Genomic DNA, 16,611 nt, shown 5'->3' with positions numbered 1-16,611 from the left:
TCCCCATGCACTTATTCATGCACCCGCGGCGGTCGGCAATTTTTGCCGCCTTCATCTGCACTGCTCTGGCATCTGTTGCCCATGCGGCCGGCTACCAGGCCAGCGGCACCTGCGAAGGCTTCCCAAAGGTACAGGTCACAGCACCGGCAGGCTATTGCGTTGGCCTGGTCGCCGATGAGCGGCAAGGGTTGAAATTCCCCCGCCGCATGCTGGAAGTCAGCGCCGGCCGTTTCTGGCTGGTTGACATGGGCGGCTGGGACGCGGGCCGGGGCCGCTTGCTGGAGATGACACTGGCGCCCGGCGCGGTCACGGTCAAGGTGCTGGCCGACAAGCTCGACCGTCCTCACGGCCTGGCCCTGGGGCCGGACGGCAAAGCCTATGTGGGCGAAGCAACTCGCATCTGGCGCAGTCCGGTCGCCAGGTTTGCCCAGGAGGTACTGATTGACAAGCTGCCGGGCGATGGTGCCCATCCGCTCAAGGAGATCGCCTTCGGCGGCGACGGCAGCCTCTACGTCAACATGGGTTCGTCCACCGACAGTTGCCGCAACGATGCGCAGCAACAGCCCGTCCCATGCCCCGACCTTGTGGGCAACCAGCCGCGGGCGGCCGTGTATGAAGCAAAACTCTCCGCCGACGGCAAGCTGACCTCCTTCAAACCCTACGCCATCGGCCTGCGTAACTCGATGGCGCTGACCGTCCTGCGGCAGGCGGGCCGGCCGGACATCGTGTTGCAAGGCGAGAACTCCATCGATTACCCGGACATCGGCTCGCCCCGGGAAGAATTCAACATCCTCACAGCCGGCGCCCACTATGGCTGGCCCTATTGCGTAGAGGCCGGCCAGCCCGCACGCGGCTATGATGGCCGTTTCGACTGCGGGGCAACGCGCTCACCTTCCAGCCTTTGGCCGGCACATGCCGCGCCGCTGCACATGCTGATAGCGCCGGCGACGCCCGCCAGTCCCTGGGCCGGGCAATTGCTGGTGGCGTGGCATGGCCACAGACCGGCCGGCCGGCGCGTCATGGCCTTTCACCTGGATACTGCTGGCAAAATCAAGGGCAAGGGTGTGGAAATCCTGGGTGAATGGGCAGCCAAAACCGGTATTCGCCCACAGGGTGCGCCTACAGGCTTGACGCTCGACGCCGCCGGCCGCCTGTTCGTGATCGAGGACCGCAACCATACCGTGCTCATCGTGGGCCGCGAAAACTAAAACCATCGCGCCTCAAGCGCTGCTTATCCCGCCAAACCATGTTGAATTTTGAAGTCCTGACCACCGATGCGCCCCAAGGCGCCAACGCCGGCTCCTACGCCCGGCGCGGCAAACTGACGCTCAACCACGGCGTGGTGCAAACCCCCATCTTCATGCCGGTCGGCACCTATGGCACGGTCAAGGGCGTGATGCCGCAGTCGCTGCACGACATGGGCGCGCAAATCATCCTGGGCAACACCTTTCACCTCTGGATGCGGCCCGGCCTGGACGTCATGCAGCAATTCGGCGGCCTGCACAAGTTTGAAAGCTGGAACAAACCCATCCTGACCGACAGCGGCGGCTTCCAGGTCTGGTCGCTGGGCGAGATGCGCAAGATCTCCGAAGAGGGCGTGAAGTTCGCCTCGCCCGTCAACGGCGACAAGCTGTTCCTGACACCCGAGATTTCCATGCAGATCCAGACGGTGCTCAACAGCGACATCGTGATGCAATTCGACGAGTGCACGCCCTACGACACCAAGGGCCACATCACCACCGAAAGCGAAGCGCGCAGCTCGATGGAACTGAGCCTGCGCTGGGCCAAACGCTGCATCGCCGAGTTCAACAAGCTGGAGAACCCGAACGCGCTTTTCGGCATCGTGCAGGGCGGCATGTTTGAAAACCTGCGCCAGGAATCGCTGGACGCGCTGGTCGAACTGGACCTGCCGGGTTACGCCATAGGCGGCGTGAGCGTGGGCGAGCCCAAGGAAGAGATGCAGCGCATCATGGCGCACACGCCGCACCGCCTGCCTGCCAACAAGCCGCGCTACCTCATGGGTGTGGGCACGCCCGAAGACCTGGTCGAGGGCGTCGCCGCCGGCGTCGACATGTTCGATTGCGTGATGCCGACCCGCAATGCGCGCAACGGCCATATGTTCACGCGCTTCGGCGACCTGAAGATTCGCAATGCGCGCTACAAGACCGAAGACCAGCCGGTGGATGCGACCTGCAGCTGCTACACCTGCAAAAATTTCTCGCGCGCCTATATGCACCACCTGGACCGCTGCGGCGAAATGCTGGGGCCCATGCTGTCCAGCATCCACAACCTGCATTACTACCTGAACCTGATGCAGGAAGTGCGCGACGCGCTGGACGCCGGCCGTTTTGGCGAATTCAGCGCACAATTTCGCGCCGACCGGCAGCGAGGAGTCTGACGCGTGAACATCAACCTGCAACGCTGGATAGACCGCTGGGCCGGCATTCCCTTGTGCGCGGCCGTTTCCGCGGTCGACGCCGTGGCGCGGCGCTTTCGCAAAGACAAGACCGACCAGGCGCCGCGCGCCATCGTCGTGATCCTTCTGTCGGAAATGGGCAGCCTGGTGCTGGCCCACGAAATGTTTGCGCAACTCAAGCAGCGCTACCCCGACGCGCCGCTGCATGCCCTGCTGTTCGGCAAGAACCGCGAAATCCTGGACCTGATGAAGGTGGTGGACCCGGCCAACGTGCACACGGTGAACGACAAGTCACTGGGCGGCCTGCTCTCCAGCCTCTGGAAGGCGATTGGCGAGCTGCGCCGCGCGCATGTCGACGTGGCCCTCGACTGCGAGCTGTTCTCGCGCATCAGCAGCCTGTTGTCGTACGCCAGCGGCGCGCGCATCCGCGTGGGCTTTCACCGCCACACGCAGGAAGGTTTGTACCGCGGCTCGCACATCAACCGGCCCGTTCCCTACAACCCTTACCACCACATCAGTGCGCAGTTCCTGACGCTGGCGCGCGCGATTGATTCGACCGCCGTGCCCAAATCCAAGCTGCCGGCCAACCTGGCGATAACAGGCGCCACCAGGCCGCCGCCGCATGTGCAGCTGGACCCGGCCTTGATGCCGGGCATACAGGCCCGCCTCGCGCAGGACTACCCGGCGATTGCCGGCAAGCCGCTGGTGCTGGTCTATCCAGGCGGCGGTATTTTGCCGATACGCGCCTGGCCGCTGGACTCGTATACCGCGCTGTGCCGCGGCCTGGTGGCCGACGGATGCGCCGTGGCGGTGATCGGCCTGAAAGACGACCAGGCGCTGGCGCGGCAGCTGGTGGCCGATGTGCAGGCCGCCTTCCCCGCCAGCCCGACCAGCTCGGTGATTGACCTGACCGGCTACACGCGCTCAATCTCCGAACTGCTGGCGCTGTTTCATGTGGCGCGCCTGCTGGTCACCAACGACGGCGGGCCGGGCCAGTTCGCGGCGCTCACGCCCATCTGGACGCTGATGCTGTTCGGCCCCGAAACGCCGGGCCTCTACGCACCGCTCACGCCGCAATGCCATTCCTTCTACAGCCAGTGGCCCTGCTCGCCCTGCCTGACGGCTTACAACCATCGCTCGTCGTATTGCGACGGCGACAACCAGTGCCTGAAGGTCATCGCACCCGACACCGTGCTGGCCAAGGCGCGCGAGTGCCTGGCGGCACCCTGAACCACACACCCTGATGTCCACACTCCGATCCTTTGCCGAGGCCGTGATCCGGCGCCTGCCCGAACGCCTGCAGCCCATGGTGCGCTGGCGCTTCATCAAGTTCGGCGTGGTGGGCGCCAGCGGCACGGTGGTGAACGTCGCTGTGCTCTACCTCGCGCAGGAGTTTCTGTTCAGCCACATCGCGGATTTCCATGACCGGCTCAACTACTCCATCGCACTGGCGATCACCGTCGCCACCATCAGCAACTTTTACTGGAACCGGCGCCTGACCTGGCGCGACCGCAAGCACGAGGTCCACCATTCGGCGCTCTTCCTGTTTGCCAAGTACGTGATGGCCGCCGGCCTGGCCATCGTGTTGCAGTCGCTGCTGACCAAATGGCTGGCGCTGTACATGCACTACCTGCTGGCCAACATCGTGGCCATCGTACTGTCCAGCGTCTGCAATTTTGTGGCCAATGACCGCATGACTTTCCGCCGCCGCCGCGCCAAAATCGCAGCCGATGCCGCCGCGCACCAACCGCCTGCCGATGTCCATGACAAGCCCTGACTCCCCGACACAACGCATCCCCGCCCATCGCATCTGGATTGGCCTGGCCATTCTTGTCGCATTGGGCTACCTGTTCGGCTTGGGCGGCGACCACATCCCGCGCAACGGCGACGAACTGGTCTACGCCCACATCGCGCGGCTGACGGCGGAAAGCGGCAACTGGCTGCCGCTGGTGAGCTCCTACGACTTCATGCGCAACACCAAGCCGCCGGTGCTGTTCTGGCAAGCCATGGTGGCCGGCGGCTGGGGCGAGCACTGGACGCTGCTCAACCTGCGCCTGCCCAGCATTGCCTACACCTGGGGCATCACCCTGATGACGGCCTTGCTGACCTGGAAGATCATCGGCGGCGAGACCGCGCCGGCCGACCGCCGCCGCCATGCGCTGGCCATGGGCGCCATCGCGGCCATCGCCTACCTGTCTTTCTTCAGCACCTACCGCTACGGCCGGCCCTACCTGACCAGCGCGCCGGAAACCTTCTGGCTGTTCGGCACTTTTTTTGCACTTGCCTGGTCGCCGGCGAAGCTGCTGGCCTCGCGCTGGAAGTTCCCCTTGCTGGCGGGTATTGCCATCGGCATAGGCTGCCTTTACAAGTCCTTTGTCATGGTGGTGCCGGTCGGCTTCGCGCTGGCGCTGTGCTACCAGCTGCTGGGCGCGCGCAGGCCGGCCTGGGAAGTTTTCCGGCCCGGCATCGTCGCCGACGGACTCAAGGTGGCGGCCATCTGCGCGCTGGCCCTGGCGATTTTCGGCCTGTGGTTTGCCATCGACCCGCAGCCGGGCGAGGTCTGGCGTGAATTCGTCGTCGGCGAAAACGCCGGCAAGATGAACTCATCCAAAGGCTACTTCGCCATTGCCTTCAGCGGCAGCAGCGGCATCCTGACCATCCTGACGGGCTACTACTCCAACGCGCTGTTCCTGCTGCCCGTCGCGGTCGGTTGCACCGTGGCCGCATGGAAGGCGTGGCGCCAGCGCCGGGGCACGGCGCAAACCATCAGCGACACCGAAAAAGCCCTGTGGATCTGGTTGCTGGCCTTCGCGCTGGTGTTCATGGTGCCCACACAGCGCTCCACGCGCTACCTGATTCCCGCCATGCCGGCGCTGGCCGTGCTGATCGCGCTCTATTGGGAGCGCATCGCGCGCATCTGGTTCAGCCTGACGCTGGTGATCTGTCTCATAGGCGCGCTGGCCATGGGCCTGATCGGCTATGGCGGCGTGCGCGCCACGCAGGACGCATGGCTGTACTCGCCGCTGTACTGGCTCTTCCTGGGTGTGCTGGCCGTGGCCTGCGTCGCGGGGATGTTCAAGCCTGCGTGGACCCGCCCGATCACCGCACTCAGCAGCTTTGCCGTGCTGTTCGCCCTGGCCTGGGTGACCGCGCCCTTTAACGGTGACATGGGCCGCTTCCGCGCCGAAACCAACGCAGTGCTCAAGGGCCAGGCCGTGTCGGTGCCCAGCAATTTCAACGGGCATTTCGAGCGCTACGAATTCATCATTCCCGGCGCCAAAATCGTTCCCTACTTCGCCGCGCAGCCGGTGGACTACCAGGATATGGACGCGCTCTTCAAAAATACGCGGTATGCGCTGGTGCAGCGCCGCGCCGGGGAAAAGCCCTGCGAGCAGTGCCGGGTGATTGACGAGCGCTGGGACCTGCGTTCGCGCCAGGACGAAAAAGAAGGTACGCTGGGCGCCTTCAAATCACCCGAAACCTTCTGGTACGCCAAAGAGTACCTGGTCGAGCGGGCGGCGCCGTAAATCCGTCCTGCCCCGCCCCTGCAAACTTCACCAAGGAAACACCATGCTCCGATTCACGAGATTTGCAGGGGCATTGGCCCTGGTCGCCATGCTGGCCCTGGGCGGCTGCGCCACCGCCATCAAGCCACATGAAACCAGCGGCGCGCCCACACTGGGCTTCCAGAGCATGGCGCTCAACCCGGGCAACGGCGGGGAGCTGGTCACCGCCGACACGCTACGCCCCGGCGACATCATCCTCACGGCCGAAAACGGGCTGAACTCGGTCGGCATACGCTTGATCACGCTGTCGCCGGTCAGCCATGCCGCGGTCTACATGGGCAACCGGCAGATCGCCGAAGCCGTGGGTTCGGGCATCCGTATCCGCAGCGTGGACGCGATGCTGGAAGACGAAGCGACGGTGGTGGCCTTTCGCCACCCCGACCTCACGGCCGGGCAGGCCGTGAAAATCAACAGCTTTGTGGCCAGCCACGAAGGCCAGAAATACAACTACGTCGGCGTGATGCTGCAGGCCCCTTTCGCGTTGGAGCGGCGTATGTGCGAATTGCCGCTGGTGCCATCCATGGTGCGCGACTTCTGCATACGCGGCATCGCGGCCGTGCAGTTGGGCCTGGGGCGTAACGACCAGTTTTTCTGCTCGCAGTTCATCCTGGAGGCCTACCGCAGCGCGGGCCTGCCGCTGACCGACGCCGACCCGCGCCTGATCAACCCCGGCGACCTGCTGCACATGCGGGAGGGCGACGTGCCCTCCATCCGRATTCACAAGCCGCTGCAGTATGTGGGCCACCTCAAGGCGGCCCCACAGATCGTGGCGGCGGAGCAGCTGGGTCAATAAACCCGACCGGGTTCAGCCGCCCACATGCATGGTGAACTGCGCGCCGTTGGACAGCGTGCATTGCCCGGTGCCCAGGGTGGACGAGTTCATCTGGTAGCGGCAGCTGATGTAGCTGCCCCGGCTACCCGAGCCATTGGCCACGCCTTCACGCGTCGATGAGCCCGCGATGCGCGTGGCCTCGCCGTTAAAGCTCTCACCGTTGATGTTGGTGGTGAAGGTGCCGCGCCCGTTCATGTCATTCGTCACCACCGCACCCACCATGCCGTAGGCACGGGCCAGGTCGTTGGCCGGGTACAGCCGCGCTGCAAACGTCGTGGGAACCGGCGCGGCCGGCGTGACGTAGACCGTGGAGGTGACCGGAGGATGGCCGGGCTGGACCGGCACAACGTAGCAGCCCGTGAGGGCCGTGGCGCCCAGCACCGCGGCAACCAGAGCCGCGCTGCGCGCAGAACGTGACAAGGAGAACAGGGGGGAAGCTATCTTCATACATAACCCGAAGGCCCAAGCACATGCTTGTGGGCGCAGTGTGCGGCGGGGCGGCCAAAAGGTTGCATTTAAAGATACAAGGTTATGTTATTTATACGATAAGCATCAAAATAAGATACTTCACCGAAATTCCGGATGCCAGGCACCCGCGTAATAGCCGACCCACAGCGCAATACGGGCAGCTGAGGCAATATCGGACCCTTCCCCTCTCTTCTTTTTTGCCGCAAAGATGACCATGCAATACCGCCGCCTCGGAAACAGCAACCTCAAAGTCTCCGTCCTGTGCCTGGGCACCATGATGTTCGGCAAGCAGACGCCTTTTAAAGAAGCGGCGCGCATCGTGGCCTCTGCGCGCGAGCACGGCCTCAACTTCATCGACACCGCCGACGTCTACAACCAGGGCCAGTCCGAGAAGGACGTGGGCAAGCTGCTGGCCGGTCAGCGACAGCACTGGGTGCTGGCCAGCAAGCTGGGCAATGCGGTCAGCGACAGCATCAATGAAAGCCATTACTCGCGCCGCTGGCTGGTGCAGCAGACGGACGCCATCCTGGCGCGCTTGCAGACCGACTACCTGGACATCCTCTACCTGCACCGCGACTACCACGAGGAAAACCTCGAGGAGGCGGTGCGCGCGCTGGGCGATTTGATACGCGCCGGCAAGCTGCGCAGCTTTGGCCTGTCCAATTTCCGCGGCTGGCGCATCGCCGAGGTGGTGCGGCTGTGCAAGGAGTTGGGCGTGCCGCAACCCGCCGTGTGCCAGCCTTATTACAACCTGCTCAATCGCGGCCCGGAAGTCGAAATCCTGCCGGCCTGCGGCCACTACGGCCTGGGTGTGGTGCCCTACAGCCCGCTGGCGCGCGGTGTGCTCACCGGCAAGTACCCGCCCGGCCAGCCGCCGGCCGAGGGCACACGCGCCGGCAGCGGCGACAAACGCATCCTGGAGACCGAGTTCCGCGAGGAATCACTGGTGATCGCGCAGAAGATCAAGGCGCGCTGCGAGGCCAAAGGCCAGATCCCCGGCCAGTTCGCCGCGGCCTGGGTGCTGGCCAATCCGCTGGTCAGCTCGGTCATCGTCGGCCCGCGCACCCTGCCCCACCTGGAGGACGTGTACGGCGCGGTGGAGCTGGTGCTGGACAAGGACGACGAGGCCTTTGTCAATGAACTGGTGGTGCCCGGCCACGCCTCCAGCCACGGCTATAACGACCCGGGCTATCCCTTCTTCGGCCGTCCAGTCTGACTGGCGATATACCCTTTCCACGGCCTTCGGTGTGTCATCAATAACAACTTGCGCCGGCGAGGCGAGGGCAACCCGCGCAATAGGCCCGGAATGCCTAGTTCTGTTTCTGGAACAGCTCCAGCCGAGACTCGGTGGCGAGCTCCGCTTTGCGCGCGGTCATGGCAATTTCATAACGAGTACCAGGCAGGGGCAAGCGCGGTGAAAAGCTGAAGGAGAAGTTTCCTGCGCCGTCCGCCTGGACCCGCTCGGAAAGCACATCCTGCGCCACACCGAACAGACCGGCAACCGGTGCAATGGCATGGACCTTGACGTCGACCGTGGCGCCTGGTGCAGTCTTTCCGCGCACTGTGGTGGAATTGCCCTCCACAGCGGTATTGTTGGCATGGCTGGTGACCTGCAGCGGCACCGTGGTGAGGACGGCGGCAGCAGCCCCGCCCACGTCAAAGACCCAGACCTTGTTCATCGTATTGCCCACCAGGTCTTTGGCTGACACGTCCACCGTATAGCGTCCGGGCGGCAGGTCGCCGCGGTAGCTGAAGAACTGCGCTGTGATGTTGCTCTCGGCAGTCACGTTGCGGCCGGACAGCAGGATGCGAACACTCTTCGGGTCTACACCAACACCACCCGCATCGTCAAAAGATGCCGACACTGAAGTGGCGGCGTTGCTCGCCACGACTTCGCCTTCGCGAGGGGACAGGTTGCGCAGCACGGGTGCCTTGGCATCAATCGTCAAGGGCTGGGCCAGGGTGGAAGTGACAACCTTGTCGCCCATGCGCAGCCGGGCCACGATAGGCCGGGACGGCGCCAGGTTGTCGAGCCGCCGGATGGTGTAGTTGCCTTCATAGACGCCGGGGCGGGTTTCGCGCATGGCAACGTTGTCCACGACGCCGGGGATGTCAAAAGTAGCGGTCGCGCCGGGCATGCCATTGAGCATAAATCGTAGTTCGGCGCCTGGCTCTATCTTCTCGACAGGCGCCACGGCAAAGCGATCAATTTTCAGCACTGCGGGTGGCGGTCCTGCCACTATGGGCGATGCTGCAGCGACCGGGTTACCCGAAAATCCGGCGGGAAAACTGTAGTCGGCAGCAGCGCTACGGTTGCGTACCTTGATGGTCGCACGGATCAGGCTGGTCTCGGCAATTCGGTCCTGGCGCCTGACGGTGTATTCGCCGCGGTAAACGCCCCGCGAAACTTCCTTGAGCGGAATGTTGCGCTGGACCCCGCGAATACGCAAGCTGGCTTGTCCGCGCGGTGTCGCTTCAACGGTGAATTCAAGGTCAGCACCCGAGCTCAAACCTCCATCGGAATTAACCTGCAGGGAGCGGACTTCGGGCATGGCAGTCTGGGCCATCACCATCGGTGACGTCAGTGCGCCGACAGCGGCAACAACCGGCAAGAGAAAAAACAGCGATGCCACCTGATGACGAATATGTGCTTTCACGATGGAACCTTTTGTAAGTTAGATGACTGAATGTGCGCGCATCCACAGACTTCGTCTGTAGGCAAAGGGAGGCGCCCCGAGTAGTCATAGAACGTCCTGCGCCAGTCATGTTCTGCCCAAACTCAAGGCATGGCGGCGGCCTGCTGCGAACCAGCTGCGGTTGCACCGCAGGCATGGCAGAACTTGGCGAAGGCGCTCTTGCGCGTGGTGCACTTGAAACAGTGGTCAAACAGGCCTATGCCGCAATGCGGGCAGAAATCGATGTCGGTGTTTTTGAGGTCCACGGCCCGTTCGCAACCGGGGCACACGCTTTTTGACAGGCGCGTGAGCGCCGTGTCATAGCTCAGCTCCTCGCGGCGTTGCGCGTCGGGCAGTTGCTCGGCCAGCTTCTGCTTTTCCAGGTAGCGGTTCAGCGAGATGATGGCCTGCCGGCCCACCAGCGCCGTGACGACAATGCCCACGATGTAGCGCACATAGCCGCCGTAGCTCGGCAGGTAGGGCACCAGCTCGACGAAAAAAGCAAACAGGGCGAAGAAGATAAAGCCCCAGACAAAAGGCCAGTAAGTGCTCTTGCGTTTTTTGGCGAACAGCCAGCCCGCCGCCACCAACAAGGGCAGTGTCAGGGCCAGGCGGTACAAAAAGACGCGCAGTTCCACGCGCCGGTACTCGGCATTGAGCTGAACCTGCGCGGCTTCTTCCATCTCGCTGAGCTTGCGGCGTTCGCGCGCGGCGCCCTGGCGCGCATCGAGCGCGGCCTGCTGCTGGGCCTCGACGGCTACGCCGGCCGCGCGCTCGCGCTCCTTGAGTGCATCCAACACCCGCGTGCGCGAGACCAGTTCCGGGTCCTGCTCAGCCAGCTGCGTCGCGTGCCGTGTGGACAGCCAGTTGTTGAAGGTTTCTCGTGCGGCGGCCGAATCGGCCTGGGCGGCACGCCGCTTGAGCTGGGCCTGCTCGAGCGCGGCCTGGGCATCCAGTTCGGCGCGCTGGGCGGCCTTGATGGCGTGGCGCAGTGCGGTGCTGGCATTCGCATCCATGTAATCGTCGAGCGAAAGCTGTCTCTCGACCTTGGGCAGGTCGCCCACCACGGTGCCGCCCAGTCCGATCAGGAAGCCGGCAAACACAAAGGCCACCAGCCACAGGCCGCGGCGGAACCACTTCTCGGACAGTCGCAGGGATTTACTCATGGTCTTCTCCTGAGGCAGGTTGACGGGACAAGAAATACAGCGCGAGTCTGCGAGCGGATGCATCGGCAGGCCCAAATTTCTCGCGCAGTGGCCTGCGGCCAGCCGGTACCTTTTCGTAATACCGGCAGCTCGGCGATACTACAAACTCACCAATTCAAAAGAGGAGACGGGAAATGAACAGAGAACCTGTGATGCGCGCAATGCAACGCCCCACCGGGGCCTTCGTCGGGGCGTCCTGGACGGCCCTGCTCGTCGGCTCCATCACCTACCTGAGCGGCCTGTGGAATTCAAACATGCAGCTCAACGAGAAGGGTTACTACTTCACGCTGCTCATGTACGGCCTGTTCTCGGCCGTCTCGCTGCAGAAGTCGGTGCGCGACCGGCTGGAGAACATCCCCGTCACCGGCATTTACTTCGGCCTGTGCTGGGTATCGCTCGGCCTGACCGTGCTGCTGCTGACCATCGGCCTGTGGAACTCTTCGCTCTCGTCCAGCGAAACCGGCTTCTTCGCCATGTCTTTCCTGCTCAGCCTGTTCGCCGCCGTGGCGGTGCAAAAGAATGTGCGCGACATCGCCCTGTTTGACACCGTGCAGCACGACGCGCCGGACACGGCCCCCGGCCAGCCCTGAGATCACAGCCTGACCGCCATGACGGGCTTGCCGTCCGTCATGCCGGCGCGCTGCAACCAGACGAAGACCGAGTCCACCGTGACGGTTTCAATACGGTCGGCAAAGCGCTTTTCGTTGGGGTGGTCGTCAAACGCCACGTTGGCGGCCGTCATGCGCCCACCCAGCCGTGTCAAAGGGCCCAGCTTGAGCGCAGTGGGCTCGTAACCCTTGAACTGCAGCCAGGCCTGCGCTTTCTCGCGCGTCGCCACCCCCGGCTCCATGGCGGCGGCCATGGTTTCAATCGCCCACTGGTTGGACTGCTGGTATTTGCGGCCCCAGGCGTAACTCACGATGCTGTAGGGCTTGTGGTGCATGGCCGTGAGCCGGGCCGGGTCCTGCAGCAGTGCCAGCAACTGCGCCTGGGCCTGTGGCGAAGGCGCGACCCAGGCTGCTTCGAAACGCCACAAATCGTCAAGAAAGAATTCACCCAGCCCATGCCGGTAGATAGCCGAGTCGCTGGTGCCGCAGCTGTTGAGCTTGTGCACCACGCGCCAGGTCATGCCGCCCTGCCCATCGGGCAACTGGTAGGCCAGGCCCAGGTGCGAATAGCGCACACCGTATTTGCTGAGGTCCTGGCCGGCCCGCGCCAGCAGCACGACTTTCTCCCCGCTGGCGTTCAGCGCGGACAGTGTCTTCTCAGCCAGCACCATGGCCCGCTCGACGGTTTGGGGTGTGGTCTTGCGCGCTTCACATGAGCGCCCGGCGTGGGCGGGAGTTGCCATAGCCAGCGCAGCGGCCACCAGCAGCGCGGACCAAAGGGCTTTCAGGATTTTCATGATGGGATGGGCTCCGGCTAGTTGCTGGTTGGCCTTATTGGGTCAGGCGCTCGTTGTGCAGCAGGGCACGGCCCAGCGCATTGGGGATGAAGGCGATGGCCTCCCCCGCCGCCGACAGCACCACGCCGGCACCGACCACACTGACCACCACCACCGTCCCAACGCCCATGGAAACGCCGGCAACCCCTCTTCCCACCACCTCGATGCTGGCGCGGGCGCCGTCGGAGGCGCGCTCAAGTACATACAACGTGCCGCGGGCGGTGCTTTCCACGGTTTTAACCACCAGCACGGCGCCCGCGGTGGACAACACCACCGGAACGGCCACAACGGAACCCGCAGTGGCGCTGGCCCCGACCACCACGGAAGCCACTGGCAGCGTCGACACGGCGCTCAAGGCCGATGCCTCGGATTGGGCCTGCGCATTGAACGAGGCGGCTCCCGCCAGGATACAAGCGGCCATCAAACAGGTATTCAGTCGGTTTTTCATGATCAGTCCTCTTTCGTGTGAGTGTTATTCGCTCGCCGTGTGGCTGCGCGCGGCACGGCCCATGCGTGCTTCGAGGAGGTCAGCCTCATGGCGGTCGCGCAGGGTTTTGGCGAGGGTGAAGCTGCAGGTGATCAGGTAGAGCCAGCTCACGCCCAGGAAAGCCTTGTAGGTTTCGTTGATCTCCATGCGCCACAAGCCCCAGCCGGTCAGCGACATCGCCAGGAAGAAGCCGCCCCACACCACCAGCCTGAACATGGGCGTATCGGCCAGCTTGCCATCGGCCTTCCTGCTTTGCTCCTGGTCGCGCACATACTTGGCCAGCACAAAAGCCGCCGACAGGCAGAAGAAATAGCCCATGACCATGAAGGCGCGGTCCAGGTCCTTACCGGGCAGGTAAGACAGGCCCACGGCGCAGAGGAAAACGGCAATCAGAAAAGAAACCCAGACCTGCAATTGCCAGGGTTTGGAGTCACGATGTATCAGCGTCTGCATAAAAACCTTGCGGTTGTTGAGGAGCCCCTAATGTGCGCCGCCTCAGCTCAAAGCCATGCAAATAGCGATACAGTTTCCTTTATATGACCACAAAGTATCCAATTAAGATACTTTTACCTCATACCTCCAGCAAGGTGGCCACCCGCGTGCGCAAGGCTTCGGGCTGCACTTCAGCCGGCGCCAGAGCGGCCCCGACGTTAAGCCCCACCCGGTTGAAGAATCCGCGGCGAAAAGGCTTGCTCATCGCGGTTCCGCTTTCGACGCGGCTGAAGAATGATCCCCAGAGATTGGTCAGCGCCATGGGCACGACGGGCACTTGCAGGCCGTCGCGCTCGGCGTTTTCCAGGATCTTCATGATGCCGCCCTTGAAGGCCTGGAGCTCGCCGTTTTTGGTGATGCCGCCTTCCGGGAAGATGGCCAGCAGGTCGCCATCGCGCAGCACCTTGGCGGCCGCCTCGAAGGCCGCTTCGTAGAGCGCCGGGTCTTCGGTGCGCGGCGCGATGGGAATGGCCTTGGCCAGGCGGAACAGCCAGCCCAGCACCGGCATCTTGAAGATGCGGTGGTCCATCACGAAGTAGATGGGCCGCGGGCTGGCGGCCATCAGCAGCACCGGGTCGACAAAACTCACGTGGTTGCAGGTGAGCACGGCTGCGCCCTGCGCGGGGATGTGGTCGTCGCCGGTGATCTTGAAGCGGTAAACCAGGCGCGAGGCGATCAGCGCAACGAAGCGCAGCAGGTACTCCGGCACCAGCATGAAGATGTAGAAGGCGACCACCGCATTGGCCAGGCCCACGAACAGGAAGATCTGCGGAATACTGAAGCCGGTCTTGAGCAGCGCACCGGCCAGGATGGCGCTGACGATCATGAACAGCGCGTTCAGAATGTTGTTGGCCGCGATGATGCGGGCCCGGTGCGTGGGCTGGCTGCGCAGCTGGATCAGCGCATACATGGGCACGCTGTACAGGCCGGCGAAGAGGCTCAGCAGCGCGAGGTCGATCATCACGCGCCAGTGTGCGTGCTGCGACATGAACCCACCCACGCTCATGATGGGCGCGGCGGGCAGGCCGCGCGAGGCGAAATACAGGTCCACCGCGAACACGCTCATGCCGATGGCGCCCACCGGCACCAGGCCGATTTCCACGTGGCGCTTGCTGAGCACCTCGCACAGCAGCGAGCCGGTGGCGATGCCGATGGAGAACACAACCAGCAACAATGACGCGACCTGTTCGTTGCCGTGCAGCACTTCCTTGGCGAAACTCGGGAACTGGCTCAGGAACACGGCGCCGAAGAACCACATCCAGCTGATGCCCAGCATGGAGCGGAACACCACCAGGTTGTCGCTGGCGAGCTTGAGGTTGCGCCAGGTTTCCGTCACCGGGTTCCAGTTGATCTTCAGGCCCGGGTCGGTCGCCGGCGTGAGCGGGATGAACTGCGAGACAAGCCGGCCGATGAGCGCAAGGCCTATGCAGGCGATCGCCACATAGTCGGGCCCGACCTGCGGCACGGCCACCATCAGTCCACCGACGACCTGGCCCAGCAGGATGGCCACAAAGGTGCCCATTTCAACCATGCCGTTTCCGCCCGTGAGTTCGCGCTCGTTGAGCGCCTGCGGCAGGTAGGCGAACTTGACGGGGCCGAAGATGGTGGAATGCAGCCCCATCAAAAAGGTGCAGCCCAGCAGTACCGGCACCTGGACGTTGGGGTTGCGGCTCATGAAGCCGACGGCCGCGATCAGCATGATCACCACTTCGAGGTTCTTGACGAAGCGGATCACGCGGGTTTTTTCGAACTTGTCGGTGACCTGCCCGCTGGTGGCGGAGAACAGCAGGAAGGGCAGGATGAACAGCGCACCGATCACCAACCCGGCCAGCGCGGGCTGTAGCCAACTCACGCTGAGCTGGTAGGTCACCATCACGGTGAAGGCGAACTTGAAGAGGTTGTCGTTGGCCGCGCCGGAAAACTGCGTCCAGAAGAAAGGCGCGAAGCGGCGTTGCTTGAGCAGCGCGAACTGGTTCGGATGCCCCTGGACAGGCGGTGGCGACACCGGTGTGGCCGTATCAACACTCATGCGTGACTCCTCGTTTCGGTTGTTGTGCGGCTGGCTCCGCGCCCCGGCGACTGGCCTGCTCTGTTTTTGGATGGTGCATGGGATTCTGCCCTGATTTCACGCGCGGCCAGCAGGGCCGACACCACGGGCCAGGCGGCACAGGCGGCCACCATGTGTTTAAGGCTGTGGCCCGACACCAGGTGCCCCGTCCATTCATAGACGGCGTGGTCGCCCAGCTCCAGCAACTTGGCCAGCGCATAAATCGCGATCAGCATCGCCCAACGCACCGGCAGCTCCCGCGATTGCGCGGGACGCAGGCAGGCAAAGCCGAGGATGAGCACCATGCCGCCTCCCTGCAAGACCGCCCACGGCAGCAGATTGCCGCCCAGCGACCAGGCATAGACCGAAAGCGGGCCCAACACGAGTACGGCCGTGGCCAGCGCCATCCCGGCGCGCGTACTCACGGCCCGCATGGCCGCCAGGCCCAGCAGGCCGGCAAAAGCCAACACCATGCCGCCGCGGTCCCACACGAGGCCAGCATCGCCGGGTTGCAGGTGGTAGGCAGCAGACACCGCCGCCGTCACCCACAGGCCGCCGAAAAAAAGCCCGGCCATGGCGGCAGCCGCCGCGCTGACGGCCCGCTCACGAATCGCCCGCAGCAGCGCCCAGATACCCACCATGCCCCACAGCGCGAACGGCAGGTTGCTGAGAACATCCATCGCGTGCGGCAACCAGCCCCAGCTGCGCTGGTCGGCAAAGTCGTGATAGTGCGCGGGTTGCGCGACCGGAGGCCCGAGCAAAGCAGCCGCCAGCAGCAGAAAGAAGACGGCGGCCAGCGCGCATTCGCGGCGCCACGCCAGGGCGGCAGGACGCACGTGCCACGGCAGTGGCTGGACCCGGCGGTGAAGAATGGATCGGATGGGCTGCATGCTGAAAGCTCCTCTGTCTGTATATACGAGTGAGCGCACTGTGCCGGGCCCGATGGGCAGCAAGCATCAATATTCAGCGCAGTGGAGCC

The 16,611-nt window shown here is 64.0% G+C and carries 16 protein-coding genes; 8 read left to right on the top strand and 8 right to left on the bottom strand.

What is annotated here, in order from left to right; all coding sequences use genetic code 11:
• Window positions 1–5: 5 nt before the first annotated feature.
• The 6 genes from AC1DXS_RS01130 to AC1DXS_RS01105 are packed head-to-tail and all read left to right on the top strand — an operon-like array spanning window position 6 to window position 6,775.
• Entirely contained in the window at window positions 6–1,208 is a 1,203-nt protein-coding gene (locus AC1DXS_RS01130) for a PQQ-dependent sugar dehydrogenase (RefSeq protein WP_477735759.1), read from the top strand.
• 38 nt (window positions 1,209–1,246) lie between these two features.
• Window positions 1,247–2,398: a tRNA guanosine(34) transglycosylase Tgt gene (tgt, locus tag AC1DXS_RS01125; protein WP_477735758.1), complete on the top strand. Its 1,152-nt coding sequence runs from the start codon at window positions 1,247–1,249 to the stop codon at window positions 2,396–2,398.
• Between the two features lie 3 nt (window positions 2,399–2,401).
• Window positions 2,402–3,646 (top strand): glycosyltransferase family 9 protein, encoded by a 1,245-nt coding sequence (locus tag AC1DXS_RS01120; RefSeq protein ID WP_477735757.1) that lies wholly within the window; start codon window positions 2,402–2,404, stop codon window positions 3,644–3,646.
• Window positions 3,647–3,659: 13 nt separating this feature from the next.
• The gene (locus AC1DXS_RS01115) at window positions 3,660–4,193 is read left to right on the top strand and encodes a GtrA family protein (protein WP_477735756.1); all 534 of its coding nucleotides are present in this window, start codon (window positions 3,660–3,662) and stop codon (window positions 4,191–4,193) included.
• Window positions 4,180–5,943, top strand: coding sequence for an ArnT family glycosyltransferase (locus AC1DXS_RS01110; protein ID WP_477735755.1), 1,764 nt, complete (start codon window positions 4,180–4,182; stop codon window positions 5,941–5,943). The genes AC1DXS_RS01115 and AC1DXS_RS01110 overlap by 14 nt, the downstream gene beginning before the upstream one ends.
• Window positions 5,944–5,986: 43 nt before the next feature.
• Entirely contained in the window at window positions 5,987–6,775 is a 789-nt protein-coding gene (locus AC1DXS_RS01105) for a YaeF family permuted papain-like enzyme (protein ID WP_477735754.1), read from the top strand.
• A 12-nt stretch (window positions 6,776–6,787) separates the two neighbouring features.
• On the opposite strand, the gene AC1DXS_RS01100 is transcribed toward AC1DXS_RS01105, so the two are convergent.
• A complete protein-coding gene (locus AC1DXS_RS01100; protein WP_477735753.1) occupies window positions 6,788–7,234 on the bottom strand; it encodes a hypothetical protein in 447 nt (148 codons plus the stop codon).
• Between the two features lie 262 nt (window positions 7,235–7,496).
• Here AC1DXS_RS01100 and AC1DXS_RS01095 point away from each other — a divergent pair, with 262 nt between their 5' ends.
• Window positions 7,497–8,498, top strand: a complete 1,002-nt coding sequence (locus AC1DXS_RS01095) for an aldo/keto reductase (RefSeq protein WP_477735752.1) — start codon at window positions 7,497–7,499, stop codon at window positions 8,496–8,498.
• Window positions 8,499–8,592: 94 nt separating this feature from the next.
• On the opposite strand, the gene AC1DXS_RS01090 is transcribed toward AC1DXS_RS01095, so the two are convergent.
• The gene (locus AC1DXS_RS01090) at window positions 8,593–9,939 is read right to left on the bottom strand and encodes a hypothetical protein (RefSeq protein WP_477735751.1); all 1,347 of its coding nucleotides are present in this window, start codon (window positions 9,937–9,939) and stop codon (window positions 8,593–8,595) included.
• Between the two features lie 122 nt (window positions 9,940–10,061).
• A complete protein-coding gene (locus AC1DXS_RS01085; RefSeq protein ID WP_477735750.1) occupies window positions 10,062–11,123 on the bottom strand; it encodes a serine endopeptidase in 1,062 nt (353 codons plus the stop codon).
• Between the two features lie 173 nt (window positions 11,124–11,296).
• Here AC1DXS_RS01085 and yiaA point away from each other — a divergent pair, with 173 nt between their 5' ends.
• Entirely contained in the window at window positions 11,297–11,752 is a 456-nt protein-coding gene (gene yiaA, locus AC1DXS_RS01080; RefSeq protein ID WP_477735749.1) for an inner membrane protein YiaA, read from the top strand.
• Window positions 11,753–11,754: 2 nt separating this feature from the next.
• On the opposite strand, the gene AC1DXS_RS01075 is transcribed toward yiaA, so the two are convergent.
• The 5 genes from AC1DXS_RS01075 to AC1DXS_RS01055 form a co-directional block, all read right to left on the bottom strand.
• Window positions 11,755–12,567 (bottom strand): DUF2145 domain-containing protein, encoded by an 813-nt coding sequence (locus tag AC1DXS_RS01075; protein WP_477735748.1) that lies wholly within the window; start codon window positions 12,565–12,567, stop codon window positions 11,755–11,757.
• A 34-nt stretch (window positions 12,568–12,601) separates the two neighbouring features.
• Entirely contained in the window at window positions 12,602–13,054 is a 453-nt protein-coding gene (locus AC1DXS_RS01070) for a hypothetical protein (protein ID WP_477735747.1), read from the bottom strand.
• A gap of 24 nt (window positions 13,055–13,078) precedes the next feature.
• Window positions 13,079–13,546 carry a YiaA/YiaB family inner membrane protein gene (locus AC1DXS_RS01065; protein ID WP_477735746.1) on the bottom strand — a complete coding sequence of 156 codons (468 nt, stop codon included), beginning with the start codon at window positions 13,544–13,546 and terminating at the stop codon, window positions 13,079–13,081.
• Window positions 13,547–13,664: 118 nt separating this feature from the next.
• Window positions 13,665–15,614, bottom strand: a complete 1,950-nt coding sequence (locus AC1DXS_RS01060) for an MFS transporter (RefSeq protein ID WP_477735745.1) — start codon at window positions 15,612–15,614, stop codon at window positions 13,665–13,667.
• The gene (locus AC1DXS_RS01055; protein WP_477735744.1) at window positions 15,611–16,522 is read right to left on the bottom strand and encodes a hypothetical protein; all 912 of its coding nucleotides are present in this window, start codon (window positions 16,520–16,522) and stop codon (window positions 15,611–15,613) included. The genes AC1DXS_RS01060 and AC1DXS_RS01055 overlap by 4 nt, the downstream gene beginning before the upstream one ends.
• Window positions 16,523–16,611: the final 89 nt, after the last annotated feature.

It is taken from the genome of Polaromonas sp. P3_B1 (assembly GCF_056402935.1).
Note: the sequence above shows the minus strand (reverse complement) of the source record. Positions and strands in the feature narration are given on the sequence as shown.

Coding starts and splice junctions, on each gene's coding strand:
- AC1DXS_RS01130 (WP_477735759.1), top strand. CDS start 6: ATGCACTTATTCATGCACCCGCGGCGGTCGGCAATTTTTGCCGCCTTC.
- AC1DXS_RS01085 (WP_477735750.1), bottom strand. CDS start 11,123: ATGAGTAAATCCCTGCGACTGTCCGAGAAGTGGTTCCGCCGCGGCCTG.
- AC1DXS_RS01065 (WP_477735746.1), bottom strand. CDS start 13,546: ATGCAGACGCTGATACATCGTGACTCCAAACCCTGGCAATTGCAGGTC.
- AC1DXS_RS01115 (WP_477735756.1), top strand. CDS start 3,660: ATGTCCACACTCCGATCCTTTGCCGAGGCCGTGATCCGGCGCCTGCCC.
- AC1DXS_RS01095 (WP_477735752.1), top strand. CDS start 7,497: ATGCAATACCGCCGCCTCGGAAACAGCAACCTCAAAGTCTCCGTCCTG.
- yiaA (WP_477735749.1), top strand. CDS start 11,297: ATGAACAGAGAACCTGTGATGCGCGCAATGCAACGCCCCACCGGGGCC.
- tgt (WP_477735758.1), top strand. CDS start 1,247: ATGTTGAATTTTGAAGTCCTGACCACCGATGCGCCCCAAGGCGCCAAC.
- AC1DXS_RS01060 (WP_477735745.1), bottom strand. CDS start 15,614: ATGAGTGTTGATACGGCCACACCGGTGTCGCCACCGCCTGTCCAGGGG.
- AC1DXS_RS01110 (WP_477735755.1), top strand. CDS start 4,180: ATGACAAGCCCTGACTCCCCGACACAACGCATCCCCGCCCATCGCATC.
- AC1DXS_RS01070 (WP_477735747.1), bottom strand. CDS start 13,054: ATGAAAAACCGACTGAATACCTGTTTGATGGCCGCTTGTATCCTGGCG.
- AC1DXS_RS01075 (WP_477735748.1), bottom strand. CDS start 12,567: ATGAAAATCCTGAAAGCCCTTTGGTCCGCGCTGCTGGTGGCCGCTGCG.
- AC1DXS_RS01055 (WP_477735744.1), bottom strand. CDS start 16,522: ATGCAGCCCATCCGATCCATTCTTCACCGCCGGGTCCAGCCACTGCCG.